We start from the raw sequence: 14,948 nt of genomic DNA on the forward strand, positions 1-14,948 counted from the left end.
ATAATGCTTTAAATCAAGGAGTTAAGATGAAAGCAGGCAAAGCTATAGCTACCGCCGTTCTAGCCGGAGCTGCATTACTCTCTTCCCATACGGTGTTGGCAAATACTGCCAAAGTCGCCGTGTCACAAATCGTTGAACACCCTGCGTTGGATGCAACCCGTCAGGGACTTTTGGATGGCTTGAAAGCAAAAGGTTATGAAGAAGGTAAAAACCTTGAGTTTGATTTCAAAACCGCGCAAGGGAACCCAGCGATTGCAGTGCAGATTGCACGTCAATTTGTCGGTGAAAACCCAGACGTATTGGTTGGCATTGCCACGCCAACGGCTCAGGCATTAGTTGCTGCGACCAAATCTATTCCCGTCGTTTTTACAGCAGTGACTGATCCGGTCGGCGCCAAACTAGTGAAGAAGATGGAGCAGCCGGGCAAAAACGTCACAGGCCTGTCCGACCTGTCTCCTGTTGAGCAACATGTTGAGCTGATCAAAGAGCTGATGCCAAACGCCAAATCGATCGGTGTGGTGTACAACCCAGGTGAAGCAAACGCTGTGAGCTTGATGGAACTGCTGAAAGTCTCCGCGAAGAAAAATGGCCTGCAGTTGGTGGAAGCCACGGCGCTGAAAAGTGCGGATGTGCAATCGGCGACTCAAGCGATTGCCGCGAAATCAGACATCATCTACGCACTGATCGACAACACAGTTGCCAGTGCGATTGAAGGCATGATTGTGGCAGCAAACCAAGCGAAAACGCCGGTGTTTGGTGCTGCGACGTCTTACGTTGAACGTGGTGCAGTGGCGAGCTTGGGCTTTGACTACTACCAAATTGGTGTGCAAACCGCAGATTACGTGGCTGCGATTCTTGATGGGGCCAAACCGGGTTCTCTGGACGTGAAAGTCGCGAAAGGGTCGGATTTGGTTATCAACAAAACTGCTGCGGACAAACTGGGTATGACGATTCCTCAATCCGTTTTGGATCGCGCAACCAGCGTAAAATAATAAAGGATTAATTATGCCGGTGTGATCTCGCGCCGGCGTATTTAAGCAGAAAGGGAGTTTGTATGTCTGCTTTTGCGTTTTTTGGGGCACTTGAAGTAGGTCTCATTTATGGGTTGGTCGCGTTGGGGGTTTACCTGACATTCCGCGTCCTTGATTTCCCTGATCTTAGTGTTGATGGTAGTTTCCCCATGGGCGCTGCTGTAGCAGCGACAGCCATTGTTGCCGGGATTAATCCGTGGGTTGCCACAGGGATGGCCATTCTTGCGGGTGCTGCCACCGGCTGGGTGACGGCCTTTCTGACGGTACGTTGCGGTATTCTTCATCTTCTTGCGTCGATCTTGACCATGATTGCGGCGTTTTCTATCAATATCCGCATTATGGGGCGCCCTAACTTGGCGCTACTTGGCGAAGACACCATTCTGACCCCATTCGAAGCGATGGGCGATTCAATGTATGTTCGTCCGCTGGTTGTTGCGGTTCTGGTGCTACTCTCTGCGTGGTTTGTGATTCGTCTGCTGAACAGTGATTTTGGTTTGGGCTTGCGTGCGACAGGCGTCAATGCGCGCATGGTTGCGGCACAAGGTGCAAGCACCGCGTTTTACACCTATTTCTGTCTCGCCTTGTCAAATGGCTTCGTTGGCTTTGCGGGCGCACTGTTCGCACAAACCAACAGCTTTGCGGATGTCACCTCCGGTGTCGGCACCATCGTGGTGGGGCTGGCAGCGGTGATTTTGGGGCAAACCCTTATTCCCGGGCGAAAAATTTGGGTCGCCGTGACGGCAGTGATTGTTGGGTCAGTGTTGTACCGTTTAGCGGTGGCATTTGCGCTCAGTACGGGCATGTTTGGTCTGCAAGCGTCGGATCTCAACCTCGTGACGGCCGTGCTGGTGGCACTGGCGTTGATCATGCCGAAAATGAAAAGGAACCTAAAGTTAAAAAAGGGTAATGCACCTGCTCAGAAAACAGTGGTATCTCAGCAGGGGAGTGAAAAAAAGGATAAGCAAAAGCGTCAGTCGTCAGGAGAAGCCGTATGATCCGTTTAGAAGATATTCAAGTTACGTTTAACCCTGGCACGATTCTGGAAAACCGAGCGCTGAAAAGCGTCTGTTTGGAAGTGCCGGAGCATCAATTCTTAACGGTGATTGGCTCGAATGGCGCGGGTAAATCGACCTTGCTGGGCGCGGTGACCGGTGAAACCCCGATGGTGGGCGGTCAAGTGCTGATCGATGATATCGACGTGACGCGCCAAAGTGTCGATCAGCGCGCCAATGTGTGTGCGCGCGTATTCCAAGACCCGCTGGCGGGCACGTGCGGTGCATTGACGATTGAAGAAAATATGGCGCTGGCGTACATGCGCGGCAAACGTCGCAGTTGGACGCATGCACTCTCTTCCAACCGTCGTAAACTGTTTCAAGAGCGAATCAGCATCCTAGGCCTTGGTTTAGAAGACCGTTTGGGCGATAACATCGGATTGCTATCTGGCGGTCAACGTCAGGCTGTGAGCTTGGTGATGGCGACCTTATCGGACAGCAAACTGTTGCTGCTCGATGAACATACGGCGGCGCTGGATCCACGCATGGCCGCGTTTATCATTGACCTCACCAAAACGATCGTCAACGAGTTCAATTTGACGGTCATGATGGTGACCCACTCGATGAAAGATGCGCTGGCATGCGGCGATCGCACCGTCATGTTGCACCAAGGGCAAATTGTTCTCGATGTCGCGGGTGAGCAGCGTGCGACCATGCAAGTGCCCGACTTGCTGGAAATGTTCTCTAAAGTGCGTGGTGAAGAATTAAGCGACGACAGTCTTTTGTTAAGTTAAGTCTGTATAAACGCTCTAAAACCTCCTGTTTGAAATTCAACCTACAGGAGGTTTTTTTATGTCTTTGGCTTTTGACTTTATCAATATCATGTCAACAAATCGTCGGTTTGGTTAGGATTTAGCGAAATCTAATGTACATAACGCAGTCAGGATTAGCTTGTGTTATGGATTTTTTGGCATAATCTTTCTGGTACACTCATACGCCTGCATATCACAAGGCGCAAAGTCACCTTAATTCACGTTGATACTGATTAATGAAAAAGCATTACAACACCAAAACGGTCTTTCTAGCCCCTTTGTTTGTTGCCCTCATTCTGCTGATCGCGATGATCTCTTCCTACATGCGGATCTTGAACAGTGATATCGATGATGAGTACCGTAACGCCAACACCATGATGATGCGTGCCGGCAAGATTGTGGTTGCACTCGATTACGGTTTCACCAATTACTTTGAATCACCATCCATCATGTCGACCGGGTTTGTAAAGTCAGTGGCAGACGGGTTATGTCGCATTGTGCCCAAAGAGTCGATGTTACTGACCAACAAGAAAGCCAGCTCTTCGCCGCCGATCAGCATCAGCTACATGATGGTGGGCGATGAGTCCCTGTGTGATGAAGCGCATCCACTGTATGACTTGATGCGCCGTAAAGTGTCGTTGGCCCCCATCATCTCGTTTCTCAATGATTTAGATAACTACATTATCGGTGTGCACTACATCGACAATGCGGGCTATATCATTTCTGCGCCCGATTCGGTGCTCAAAGATGTCACCAAAGAACGCTTGATGACGGTCAAGTTGCGAGAGTTTTGGCAAAAAGCCGCAGACAACCCAGACATTATTACCGTGACTGGCCCAAGCGCATTCAGCGAAGTCCTGCATCAAAAGAACACCATGACGTTGGCGATGCCAGTATATATGGAATCGAATTTCATTGGCGTGGTAGCGCTGGATATTAGTGTTGATCGCTTGATTGATGATTCGTCACGCCTGACCGATAAAATTCGTCTGGTGCGTTCAGAAGAGCTACCGAAAGATGGCAGTGTGTACCGTCCGCACAAGCTAGAAATCAGCTACACCAAAATGGATCACTACTTGTATTACCAATGGAATTGGGCCGCTGAAATCAGTCGCTTCGTCAAAGAGAAGCAAACCAGTGTGTATGCCTTGGTGTTGGCTTATCTGGTCTCCGTGGTCGGCATGTTCTACTTCAACACTCGCATTGAAAAATCCTATTACGAAAACCTCGCGTCTCGAGATCCAATGACGGGCCTGCTCAATCGCCGAGGGATGGAAGAGTTTCTGCAAGTGAAGCAACACAGCCGCTATTTGTCGGTGGCGGTGTTGGATATTGATAACTTCAAGTCGATTAATGACACCTACGGGCATGATGTCGGGGATGATGTGATCTGCTATGTGGGCGATCAGATCGAATGCAACATCCGTGAAACCGATGCCGTCGCTCGCTTTGGTGGGGAAGAGTTCGTGGTGTATTTGACCAGCCCGGATCCGCTCCAGATCGAAGCGGTGATGCAACGGGTCAAAGAGGCCATTACGCGCGACTCAACCCGTGTGGTACCGAATGGCTTTACGATTTCTGGCGGTATTCAAGTGATTGAAAGCCATCAGGAATGGGACTTTGATAAGCAATTCAAACTGGCGGATGAAAAACTGTATCTCGCGAAAACAACTGGGAAAGATAAGCTGGTGTTTTAACACCAGCACTTCACTTTAGGCAAGGGAGTCGCGGTAGCGCTGAAAATGACTCACGATCGGGTCGACCTCGGTCATGGTGCGAATCTCGCGGAATAGGTCGGCCGCTTGTGGGTATGCTTGACGTAAATACGCAAACCACTGTTTGACACGGTTCGGGTAGTATTTACCTTTGTCACCGCGCACTTCATACGCTGAGTATTCCAGCAGCAAGTCGACCACCTCATGCCAAGGCATGGCGCTGTGGTTGTGTTTGACGATGTTGCCCAAGTTCGGCACATTCAATGCGCCACGACATACCATCAACGAATCAATGCCCGTGGTTTCGATACAGGCTTGCCCATCGGCATAATTCCAGATCTCGCCATTGGCAATCAGGGGGATGTGAGTCTTTTGGCGAATTTGATCAATATAGTCCCATTTGATTTCACTGGCTTTGTAGCCGCCCGCTTTGGTGCGCGCGTGAACCGTTAATTCGTCGGCACCGGCTTGCTGCACGGCATCGACAATTTCAAAACAGTCGTCGGGATTCTCCCACCCCAAGCGAATTTTGGCGCTGACCGGAATGTCTGCTGGCACCGCGTCGCGACACGCTTTGATCACCTGATAAATCAGCTCAGGATGTTGCAGCAGCGCCGCACCGCCTTTGCTTTGGTTCACCATTTTCGCCGGGCAACCAAAGTTGAGATCGACACCGCATGCGCCCAGTTCTGCGGCGCGAACTGCGTTCTCCGCCATCCAGTGCGGCTCTTGACCCAGCAACTGAACTTTCACCGGAACGCCAGCTTTGGTGCGCGAGCCTTGTTTCAGCTCCGGGCAAAGACGGTAAAACACATGGTCCGGAAGGGGCAAGTTGATCACACGGACAAACTCTGTCACACAGAAATCGTAATCGTTAATCTGTGTCAGCATCTCACGCATCAGGTGATCCAGCACGCCCTCCATCGGGCCTAAAATGACTCGCATACTCTGTTCTTGTCTTCGCCAAATAAAATTGAGGCGAGATTGTAGATGGAAGTCAGCGCGATGTCACGAGGGCTTATTGCGCGAATGTCGGGCTTTCCGTGGTCACGCGAGTCTCACCGGTGAGGGGCGCGTAATAGAGGATGGGCAGCTTGTCTGTGGTGCTGTAACCGGTGGTGTAGTAGTAATAGCACTCGTTGCTGCTGGTGTACCAACTGACGATATCACTCTCGGAAGGCAATACGTACCCGGTATCCATTTGCGATTGAATGGTGAGATCCGTTGTGAGAAGGGCAGGCCATAGCGCCACGCAGTCTTCACCGCGAATCGCGTTGCCGTCTTGATACGGGATTTGATCGACCGACATCGGGTAACCTGCCGCCGAGGGATAAATGTTTCCTTGTCCATAACCGACGGCTTGGGAAATCACGGGTTCGCCATCGACAAGCCAACGCGTGTTGTAGAGCGTCACCGCTGAGCGAAAACTCGCAAATGCCGCAGCAGCACGCTTTTCATGCGCGTCGCGTTGAAGATTAAAAAAGCGAGGTGCGGCCGTAACGGCGAGAATGCCCAGAATAACGATGACGACAACTAACTCGATTAAAGTAAAGCCAAAGTTACGTTTCATAGTGATTATTCGTAGTGATGTAATTTTGGCTGAAATAATGCTCCAGTGAATAAGTTTTTTAAAGCGAAATCTATCACAGTTATGATTTTTGCCAGCAAACTCGCCAAATCGACAGGCTGGGGTATAATGGCCGGCTAATCTGTCGTATTGATAAAGAGATTTCATGAGTTACCCGCTAGTGAATTTGGCTCAGATTGAGTGCAATGAATCCCCGTTGTTTATCGAAGGTGCGGTATATGCCGCCAACTTGGCGACCCAACCTTTGGAACCCGAAGCGTGGATTTCAGAGGTGTTTGGCGAGCATGCAGCGGCGCTTGAGCCGTTGATCGTGGCTCAAATCCATGCGCAGTATCATCAACTCAAACGCAGCGAATATGCGCTGCTGGCACTGCTTGCTGAATCTTCCATGTCACGCGAAGACGCGCTGGCTGATTTCGCCGAAGGTTTCATGAGTGTATGGCCGCAGGTGGAATCGCAGTGGCAGTCGGTGACACTTTCTGATGGCTCGATGCGAATGCTCCAAGCGTTGCTCACGACGTTGATGCTGGCGATTGATGAAGAACAAACGCATGCCCAAATGAAAGCGGCTGGATACGACGCTCTGCCAACACTGGCGGCGATGATTGACCAACTGGATCTGATGGTGCAAGAAGTGGCGCTGGCGGCCGATGAAGCAATGCTGGGTAATAAAGCGCAAAGCGTGAACCCGTTTAAAGACATTGGCCGCAATGACGCGTGCCCATGTGGCAGCGGTAAAAAGTTCAAACAGTGTTGCGGCCAGTAACTTTCGCGCCAAATTATCGAACTTTTCCCACACAGGATTGACACACTTAGGAAGTGAACAGCCTATAACTTCCTTAACCCCAATTGCTAGGAGCAGTAACAGAATGAAGAAATGGTTCGCACTGTTTTTTTGTAGTTTTTCCGTATTCGCGACGCCAAAAGAGACGCTGAGCGAACGTTTGGCGCTGACCGATGGTTTCAGCGCGAAGTTTGAGCAGCAAGTGATTAGCCCTGATGGCGATGTCGTCATGGAAGGCAATGGCGTGGTCGATATTGCTCGCCCGAGTCTGTTTCGCTGGGAGACGCTGGCCCCGGATGAAAACCTGCTGGTGTCGGATGGTCAATCCCTGTGGTATTACAGCCCATTTATCGAACAAGTCACGATTTACAACCCAGAGCAAGCGACAGAGCAAACGCCGTTTGTCCTCCTGACTCGTAACCGCGCCAGCGACTGGGATGCGTATCAAGTCGAAGAAAAAGGCGATGTGTTTACGCTCACGCCCACTGCGGTTGATTCGAACCAAGGCCAATTCCAAATCACCATCGACACACACGGTGTGGTGAAAGGCTTCAACGTAATTGAGCAGGACGGCCAACGCAGCCAGTTCACATTTGCGGATGTGAAACAGCAAAAGCCGCAAGCAAGCCGCTTTAAGTTCGACGTTCCTGACGGTGTGGAAGTCGACGATCAACGTAATTAAATCGGGTTCAACACACCCGGTAAGTGAGTCCCGTGAGCAACTACAGTTTTGATTTTGCCGGGGATGAAGATTTTCGTCCCCTCGCTGCGCGAATGCGCCCACAAACCGTTGAACAATACATTGGTCAGCAACATGTGCTTGGCCCGGGAAAACCGCTGCGCCGAGCACTGGAAGCGGGCCATATTCATTCAATGATTTTGTGGGGGCCACCGGGCACCGGCAAAACTACACTGGCCGAAGTGGCGGCAAATTACGCCAATGCAGAAGTGGAACGCGTGTCGGCGGTCACCTCTGGCGTGAAAGAGATTCGTGCTGCGATTGAGAAAGCGCGTGAGAATAAACTTGCGGGCCGTCGCACGATACTGTTTGTCGACGAGGTCCATCGCTTCAACAAGTCGCAGCAGGATGCGTTTCTGCCGCACATTGAAGATGGCACGGTGACCTTCATCGGCGCGACCACCGAAAACCCATCCTTTGAGCTCAACAACGCATTGCTGTCTCGAGCACGCGTGTACAAGTTGACGTCACTCAGCCAGACGGAAATCCGTCAGGCGTTGGATCAAGCCATTGCTGACCAAGAGCGCGGGCTTGGAAAACACGCGGCACATTTTCACGATAACGTTTTGGATCGTTTGTCTGAGCTGGTCAATGGCGATGCGCGCATGTCGCTCAACTACTTGGAACTGCTGTATGACATGGCAGAAGAGAACGAGCAGGGCGAAAAGCAAATCACGCTCAGCCTGCTGGCCGAAGTGGCAGGCGAAAAAGTCGCGCGTTTTGATAACAAAGGCGACATTTGGTACGACTTGATCTCGGCGGTGCACAAATCGATTCGAGGTTCGAACCCGGATGGTGCGCTCTACTGGGCGGCGCGTATGATTTCTGCAGGCTGCGATCCGCTCTACATTGCACGTCGCTTACTGGCGATTGCCTCGGAAGATGTCGGCAATGCCGATCCGCGTGCGATGCAAGTGGCGATGTCGGCGTGGGATTGTTTTACCCGCGTGGGGCCCGGAGAGGGCAATCGCGCCATCGCGCAAGCAATCGTCTATCTTGCCTGTGCGCCAAAGAGTAATGCGGTATACACCGCTTGGAAGCAAGCGCTCGATGATGCGCAGAATTTGCCCGAGTACGAAGTGCCAGTGCATTTACGCAACGCGCCAACCAGCTTGATGAAAGATCTCGGCTATGGCGCGGAATATCGTTACGCGCACGATGAACCCGGTGCATATGCGGCGGGTGAACGCTATCTTCCTCCGGAAATGACCGGAACTCGCTATTATCAGCCGACGAATCGGGGCTTAGAAACCAAGATTGGCGAAAAGTTAGATTATCTGGCGGATTTAGACGCAAAAAGCCCACAAAAGCGCTATGAAAATTAGTGGCTTTTCGTTATCGTTGACGGGTTAAATTTCTATACGCGTGGCTTTGATTAAAAAGGAAGCACACGCGTTTTTTCGCAACTTATAAAGCATAGGATTAGCAATGCTGGATTCTAAATTACTTCGTACTGAGCTGGAAGAAACAGCTGCAAAACTGGCGCGTCGCGGTTTTAAACTCGACGTGGACACAATTCGTACACTTGAAGAACAACGCAAGTCCATTCAAGTAGAAGTTGAAAATTTACAATCCACGCGTAACTCCATCTCCAAGCAAATTGGCCAACTGATGTCGCAAGGCGACAAAGACGGCGCGGAAGAAGTGAAGAAACAAATCGGCACACTGGGTGACGATTTGGACGCGAAGAAAGTGGAACTGGATGCAGTGATGAGCCAGCTTGACGCGATCACTCAAAGCGTGCCGAACCTGCCTGACGACGCTGTGCCAGACGGTAAAGACGAAAACGACAACGTGGAAGTGTCTCGCTGGGGCACGCCAAAAGCGTATGACTTCGACGTGAAAGATCACGTTGATCTGGGTGAAATGGGTGACGGCCTGGACTTTGCGAGTGCCACCAAAATCACCGGCGCACGTTTTGTGATCATGAAAGGTCAGTTCGCGCGTCTACACCGTGCTATCGCGCAGTTCATGTTGGATCTGCACACCGAGCAACACGGTTACACTGAACTGTACGTGCCTTACCTCGTGAACTCAGACACGCTGTTTGGTACAGGCCAACTGCCAAAATTTGGTAAAGACCTGTTCCACACCGAGCCTCTGGCAGAAAAAGCCAGCGATGAAGAGCCGCGTCGTCTGTCTTTGATCCCAACTGCTGAAGTGCCAGTGACGAACTTGGTTCGTGACACCATCACGGAAGAAGCGGATCTGCCACTGAAAATGACTGCGCATACCCCATGTTTCCGTTCAGAAGCGGGTTCATACGGTCGTGATACGCGTGGTTTGATTCGTATGCACCAGTTTGACAAAGTGGAATTGGTTCAGATCACCAAGCCTGAAGATTCAATGGCGGCGCTGGAAGAACTAACGGGTCACGCGGAGAAAGTTCTGCAACTGCTTGAATTGCCATACCGCAAAGTGATTTTGTGTACTGGCGACATGGGCTTTGGTTCATGCAAAACATACGACTTGGAAGTGTGGGTTCCGGCTCAAAAAACTTACCGTGAAATCTCATCTTGTTCAAACATGTGGGATTTCCAAGCCCGTCGTATGCAAGCTCGCTTCCGTCGTAAAGGTGAGAAGAAACCTGAACTGGTACACACACTGAACGGCTCTGGCTTGGCAGTGGGTCGTACGATGGTCGCGATTCTGGAAAACTACCAGCAAGCTGATGGTCGTATCGAAGTACCAGCGGTACTGCAAAAGTACATGGGTGGTGTGACTCATATCGGCTAAGCCTATCTGAGTGAATAGATACAAAAAACGGAGTGTGCAAACACTCCGTTTTTTTATGCGCGTTACGTCAGATGACGTGGCTTTGTTGTTCTTTGATCTTTGTTCTTTGAGCTGTGAACATCGTGGCGCTTTGAAGCCCGCGCTGCTCAATTGATTTCTCAAGATCATCTCTCAAGATTCATCGGGGCGGGCACTCAAATCGCGCGTTTTAGCGCGCTGATTTAGCAGTGTCTTGTCGTGGTTGGTGCTTGAGAAACACCGCGACAATGGCCGCAATCGCCAGTGCAAAACAGTAGTACGAGTTGGCCACGATGGCGAAGGGTGACAGCTTAAACACAGAGCCCAGCAGCAGCACTTGCGCGCCATAAGGCAGAATGCCTTGCACCACGCATGAGAAGATGTCCAGCAAGCTGGCAGAGCGGCGAGGTGAGACATCGTTCTCTTCGGCCAGCTGACGCGCCACGCTACCTGAGACAATAATTGCGACCGTGTTGTTGGCGGTGCAGCCGTTCACCAGCGATACCAAACCAGCAATGCCTAATTCACTCGCGCGGCTATTCGCGTGTTGAGAGTGACGAGAGCCGAAGGCATTGATCAGGCGACTTACTAAGTTCGTCAGAAAAGCCAGACCGCCTTGGCGGCGCATCAGCTCACTCAATCCGCCAATCAGCATCGACAGCAGGAAAATTTCCTGCATGTTGCCAAACCCAGCGTAGATGTCTTGTGCAAAATTGGTCATCGCGTAACCGTCAACGGACGCCAAGCCAATGCCACCGGCAAGCACAATGCCAATGGTTAGCACCACAAACACGTTCATTCCGGAAACCGCCAACACCAAAATCGTGATGTACGGTAGCACTTTCAACCATTCAATCGGGCCTGCGTCGGGCACTTGCGTTGCGGTGCTGTGATAAGCAAATACAACCAGCGCCACCAACGCTGCAGGCAGTGCGATGCGAATGTTCTCTTTGAACTTGTCTTTCATTTCGCAGCCTTGCGAGCGCGTGGCGGCGATCGTGGTATCCGAGATGATTGACAGGTTGTCACCAAACATCGCGCCGCTCAGAACTACGCCTGCTGTCATTGGCAAGCTCATGCCTGCCGACTGTGCAATCCCAAGCGCAACTGGAGCCACCGCAGCGATGGTTCCCATTGATGTGCCCATGGAGGTCGCAATAAACGCGGAGATCAGAAATAAGCCAGGCAGAATCATGTTGGTTGGAATGGCCGACAAACCGAGGTTGACGGTCGCATCCACACCACCAGATGCTTTCGCTACAGCAGCAAAGGCACCGGCCAGCAAATAGATCATGCACATCGCGATGATGTCTTGATGGCCCACACCCCGCATAAAATGTTCGATGGAGCGATTGAGTTTCTCTTTGCTCAAAAGGAAAGCGATGATGATAGCGGGCAGAATCGCAATCGGTGCAGGCAGTTGGTAAAAAGCAAACTCAACGCCTTGAAGGGACAAGTAAGTTCCCACGCCGATGAACAGCGCAAGAAAAATAATCAGGGGGATCAGTGCGACCGCAGAGGGTGCAACTGTTTTCGTAGTGTGTTGGGAACCGGACATGTAAACGACAAATCTAATAACAATCAAGGCGTGAAGACTAATCTTCTCGCTGGTGAATGTCAACGTCTAGACGTCTAAATGGCTGGTTGGTTTTTGCCCGGTTGCCAGAATTCCGCGGTTGTTGTGTTCATGCAATAGTGCCCATTTGCACAGCAATGTGCACTTTTCTGGTGCAATTTGACGGCATGTTCAGCGCTAACGCGTTGAAAGATGGGCAATCAAAAGTTGGCATGCACGTTGCTGTATTCATCGTGATTAAAGACATTCGTTAATACCTAGGCAAAGGCGCCTTACTTCTCGTAAGTAAGGCGCTTTTTTATTTGCCTTGAACACAAGGAAGTGAAGATGACACAAGCCAATATTCTGACCACGTGTCCTTATTGTGGGGTTGGGTGTGGCGTGTCAGCCAACCGCGAGGCGATCGATGGGGATTCAACCCACCCGGCGAACCGCGGCGCGCTGTGCGTCAAAGGGGCTGCATTGGCCGAAAGCCTCACTATGCCCAGCCGTTTGCTGTATCCCAAACTCAGGGGCCAAGAAATTCAGTGGGATGCGGCGATTGACGAGATTGCCACTCACATTCATCAGGCAATTGAGCAGCACGGACCCGATTCGGTGGCGATGTATGTCTCCGGCCAGATCTTGACTGAGGATTACTACGTCGCCAACAAGCTGATGAAAGGCTACGTGGGCAGCGCCAATATCGATACCAACTCTCGTCTGTGCATGTCGTCGGCCGTCGCCGCGCATGTTCGCGCTTTTGGCGAAGATGTGGTTCCCGTCAATTACGATGACATCGAGCAAACCGATCTGCTGGTGCTGGTGGGCGCCAACACGGCCTGGACGCATCCGGTGCTGTTTCGTCGTATTCAGCAGGCCCGTGAACGCAACCCCAGACTCAAGCTGGTGGTGATTGACCCACGGCGCACCGTCACCGCTGAGCAGGCCGATTTGCATCTGGCGATCGCAAATGATGGTGATGTCTTGCTGTATAACGGCCTGCTGCGTTTTATGAAAGACAGCGGTACGTTCAACCAGACGTATATCGACGAGCACACGCAGGGTTTTGAGGCGTTATTCACGGCAATTTCCGATGAGCGTTACCAGCTCAGTCGCGTTAGCCGAGCGTTGGATGTTGACGAAGAGGCGCTGCGCACGTTTTACCGCTGGTTTGCTTCCAGCCCAACGGCATTGACGCTGTTTTGCCAGGGCGTGAACCAGTCCGTATCGGGGGTGGATAAGGGCAACGCCATCATCAACGCACATCTGGCGAGCGGCAAAATCGGTCGCGAAGGCTGCGGGCCATTCTCACTCACGGGTCAGCCCAATGCGATGGGCGGACGCGAAGTCGGCGGGCTGGCGAATCAACTCGCCGTGCACCGCGGTTTCGATGACACCGCCTGCCAGCAAGTGCAGACGTTCTGGCAATCGCCAACCATCGCGGATAAACCGGGCTTGAAAGCGCTGGATCTGTTTGATGCCGTCGAAGCAGGGCACATTAAGGTGCTGTGGATCATGGCCACCAACCCGGTTGTCTCGTTGCCAGACAGCGATCGTATTCGCAATGCTTTGAAACACTGCGACTTTGTGATTGTTTCGGATATTACCGCCAGCAGCGATGTCGCCGAGTATGCGGATTTGTTGCTGCCTGCGGCAGGTTGGGGTGAAAAACAGGGAATGGTCACCAACTCAGAGCGCCGTTTGTCGCGTCAGCGCGCCTTTCTTACCGCGCCCGGAGAAGCCAAACCGGATTGGTGGGCGGTGAGCCAAGTCGGGAGCGCGTTATGTTCACGCCTGAACATCGCTGACGGGTTTGCGTTTCAAAGCGTAGCGGATGTGTTTCGCGAATACGCGGGGCTGACGGGCATCAACCGGGGTACGCCCTATCTGCTCGAACTGTCGATGTTTGCCACGATGAGTGACGATGAGTATGAGCGCTGGAGGCCGGTGCAATGGCCGCTGACACGCAGTGCGCCATATCGCGACGGCCAGTTTTCAACCCCATCCGGACGTGCCAATTTTATCGCCGTTGAGCCTCATGAGGTGCCAAGCGGTGAGTGGTGGCTCAATACCGGGCGTCAGCGCGATCAATGGCACACCATGACCCGCACCGGACACATTGCCAAACTGGCAGCGGCAGAAGTCGAACCGACGCTCTACGTCAACAAACTTGCGGGCCAGTCGATTGGCCTCAAGGAAGGGGAAATGGCCGCGCTGCGCAGTGATAGCCAAACTCAATGCGTGTTCGCGCGCGTGGCGTTTGATGAGGGGCTGAAAGGAAAGCAGCTGTTTATGTCCATGCACTGGGCCGGGCGTTACAGCGCGCACTCTCAGGTGAATCGTGCCGTGCTGCGCGCGGCCGATCCCATCTCCGGTCAGCCTGCGTTTAAATCGGCTCACGTGCATCTTGCGCCCGTCACCATGCAAAGTTACGGCCTGTATGTCGGCGCGTCCCGCACGCTACCAGAATGTGATTATGTCAGCTATCAGCAGGAAGAACGCCTAGGTGTGACGCGGTTTGCCTCACTGACGGTGCTAGGCAAAGGTCAGTTTGAATTGCTCAGCGGCGAGCAGGTGCTGCGTTGGGATCTGCCGCAAGGCTGGATGATGGTCATCGGGCGCGCAAAAGCTGATACGCCCGCGATGGAAGTGACTGGCATCCTGATGGTCTCCGTCCAACCCATCGAGCAGGACTACACCGCGATGGTGGCGCTGATTGGCAAGCCTCTGCAGCTGGGTTCGGTGCTCGCGCTTGCCGGGGAAACTGCGACCAGCCAGTTGGTGTGCAGCTGCTTTCGCGTCACGGACAAACAGATTCAACACGCGATGGCGCACGATGGCTGCGTGACGCTCAACCAGTTACAGAGCAAATTGAAGTGCGGTACGAACTGCGGTTCCTGCCTGCCGGAAGTCAACCAATTGCTGGCCAGCCGTTCTGTGCTGGTGATGGCGAAACCTTAATCTCAGGAGTCGAG

Annotated in this window: 12 protein-coding genes; 9 read left to right on the forward strand and 3 right to left on the reverse strand. The window is 52.3% G+C overall.

The window, feature by feature from the left end:
- The first annotated feature begins 26 nt into the window (after positions 1-26).
- The 4 genes from ACF8PK_RS04755 (at position 27) to ACF8PK_RS04770 (ending at position 4,532) form a co-directional block, all read left to right on the forward strand.
- Positions 27-992 (forward strand): ABC transporter substrate-binding protein, encoded by a 966-nt coding sequence (locus ACF8PK_RS04755; protein ID WP_004725299.1) that lies wholly within the window; start codon positions 27-29, stop codon positions 990-992.
- Positions 993-1,054: 62 nt separating this feature from the next.
- Positions 1,055-2,026 (forward strand): ABC transporter permease, encoded by a 972-nt coding sequence (locus ACF8PK_RS04760; protein ID WP_392440306.1) that lies wholly within the window; start codon positions 1,055-1,057, stop codon positions 2,024-2,026.
- On the forward strand, positions 2,023-2,817 hold the full coding sequence (locus ACF8PK_RS04765) for an ABC transporter ATP-binding protein (protein WP_014204854.1): 795 nt from the start codon (positions 2,023-2,025) through the stop codon (positions 2,815-2,817). Before ACF8PK_RS04760 ends, ACF8PK_RS04765 begins: the two co-directional genes overlap by 4 nt.
- 254 nt (positions 2,818-3,071) lie before the next feature.
- Complete coding sequence (locus tag ACF8PK_RS04770) at positions 3,072-4,532, forward strand: diguanylate cyclase (RefSeq protein ID WP_143678848.1); 1,461 nt, start codon at positions 3,072-3,074, stop codon at positions 4,530-4,532.
- 15 nt (positions 4,533-4,547) lie between these two features.
- On the opposite strand, the gene dusC is transcribed toward ACF8PK_RS04770, so the two are convergent.
- A complete protein-coding gene (dusC, locus tag ACF8PK_RS04775; protein ID WP_041942524.1) occupies positions 4,548-5,495 on the reverse strand; it encodes a tRNA dihydrouridine(16) synthase DusC in 948 nt (315 codons plus the stop codon).
- A 73-nt stretch (positions 5,496-5,568) separates the two neighbouring features.
- Positions 5,569-6,120 carry a type II secretion system protein gene (locus ACF8PK_RS04780; RefSeq protein ID WP_208549980.1) on the reverse strand — a complete coding sequence of 184 codons (552 nt, stop codon included), beginning with the start codon at positions 6,118-6,120 and terminating at the stop codon, positions 5,569-5,571.
- 163 nt (positions 6,121-6,283) lie between these two features.
- On the opposite strand from ACF8PK_RS04780, the gene ACF8PK_RS04785 reads away from it, so the two are divergent.
- The 4 genes from ACF8PK_RS04785 to serS all read left to right on the forward strand — a co-directional run bounded on the left by ACF8PK_RS04785 (position 6,284) and on the right by serS (position 10,397).
- The gene (locus ACF8PK_RS04785; RefSeq protein WP_154180164.1) at positions 6,284-6,904 is read left to right on the forward strand and encodes a YecA family protein; all 621 of its coding nucleotides are present in this window, start codon (positions 6,284-6,286) and stop codon (positions 6,902-6,904) included.
- Positions 6,905-7,007: 103 nt separating this feature from the next.
- Positions 7,008-7,604: an outer membrane lipoprotein chaperone LolA gene (gene lolA, locus ACF8PK_RS04790; RefSeq protein WP_392440309.1), complete on the forward strand. Its 597-nt coding sequence runs from the start codon at positions 7,008-7,010 to the stop codon at positions 7,602-7,604.
- Between the two features lie 32 nt (positions 7,605-7,636).
- Complete coding sequence (locus ACF8PK_RS04795) at positions 7,637-8,986, forward strand: replication-associated recombination protein A (RefSeq protein ID WP_014204858.1); 1,350 nt, start codon at positions 7,637-7,639, stop codon at positions 8,984-8,986.
- A gap of 103 nt (positions 8,987-9,089) precedes the next feature.
- Positions 9,090-10,397 (forward strand): serine--tRNA ligase, encoded by a 1,308-nt coding sequence (gene serS, locus ACF8PK_RS04800; RefSeq protein WP_014204859.1) that lies wholly within the window; start codon positions 9,090-9,092, stop codon positions 10,395-10,397.
- Between the two features lie 208 nt (positions 10,398-10,605).
- Here serS and ACF8PK_RS04805 read toward each other — a convergent pair whose 3' ends face one another.
- The gene (locus tag ACF8PK_RS04805; RefSeq protein ID WP_392440312.1) at positions 10,606-11,973 is read right to left on the reverse strand and encodes a Na+/H+ antiporter NhaC family protein; all 1,368 of its coding nucleotides are present in this window, start codon (positions 11,971-11,973) and stop codon (positions 10,606-10,608) included.
- 345 nt (positions 11,974-12,318) lie between these two features.
- Here ACF8PK_RS04805 and ACF8PK_RS04810 point away from each other — a divergent pair, with 345 nt between their 5' ends.
- A complete protein-coding gene (locus tag ACF8PK_RS04810; protein ID WP_392440314.1) occupies positions 12,319-14,934 on the forward strand; it encodes a molybdopterin-dependent oxidoreductase in 2,616 nt (871 codons plus the stop codon).
- Positions 14,935-14,948 lie beyond the last annotated feature (14 nt).

This window comes from Vibrio sp. CJQ_6 (assembly GCF_043106745.1).
Classification (GTDB): Bacteria; Pseudomonadota; Gammaproteobacteria; order Enterobacterales; family Vibrionaceae; genus Vibrio; species Vibrio furnissii.

Coding starts and splice junctions, on each gene's coding strand:
- ACF8PK_RS04780 (WP_208549980.1), bottom strand. CDS start 6,120: ATGAAACGTAACTTTGGCTTTACTTTAATCGAGTTAGTTGTCGTCATC.
- ACF8PK_RS04760 (WP_392440306.1), top strand. CDS start 1,055: ATGTCTGCTTTTGCGTTTTTTGGGGCACTTGAAGTAGGTCTCATTTAT.
- ACF8PK_RS04765 (WP_014204854.1), top strand. CDS start 2,023: ATGATCCGTTTAGAAGATATTCAAGTTACGTTTAACCCTGGCACGATT.
- lolA (WP_392440309.1), top strand. CDS start 7,008: ATGAAGAAATGGTTCGCACTGTTTTTTTGTAGTTTTTCCGTATTCGCG.
- ACF8PK_RS04770 (WP_143678848.1), top strand. CDS start 3,072: ATGAAAAAGCATTACAACACCAAAACGGTCTTTCTAGCCCCTTTGTTT.
- ACF8PK_RS04785 (WP_154180164.1), top strand. CDS start 6,284: ATGAGTTACCCGCTAGTGAATTTGGCTCAGATTGAGTGCAATGAATCC.
- ACF8PK_RS04810 (WP_392440314.1), top strand. CDS start 12,319: ATGACACAAGCCAATATTCTGACCACGTGTCCTTATTGTGGGGTTGGG.
- dusC (WP_041942524.1), bottom strand. CDS start 5,495: ATGCGAGTCATTTTAGGCCCGATGGAGGGCGTGCTGGATCACCTGATG.
- serS (WP_014204859.1), top strand. CDS start 9,090: ATGCTGGATTCTAAATTACTTCGTACTGAGCTGGAAGAAACAGCTGCA.
- ACF8PK_RS04755 (WP_004725299.1), top strand. CDS start 27: ATGAAAGCAGGCAAAGCTATAGCTACCGCCGTTCTAGCCGGAGCTGCA.
- ACF8PK_RS04805 (WP_392440312.1), bottom strand. CDS start 11,973: ATGTCCGGTTCCCAACACACTACGAAAACAGTTGCACCCTCTGCGGTC.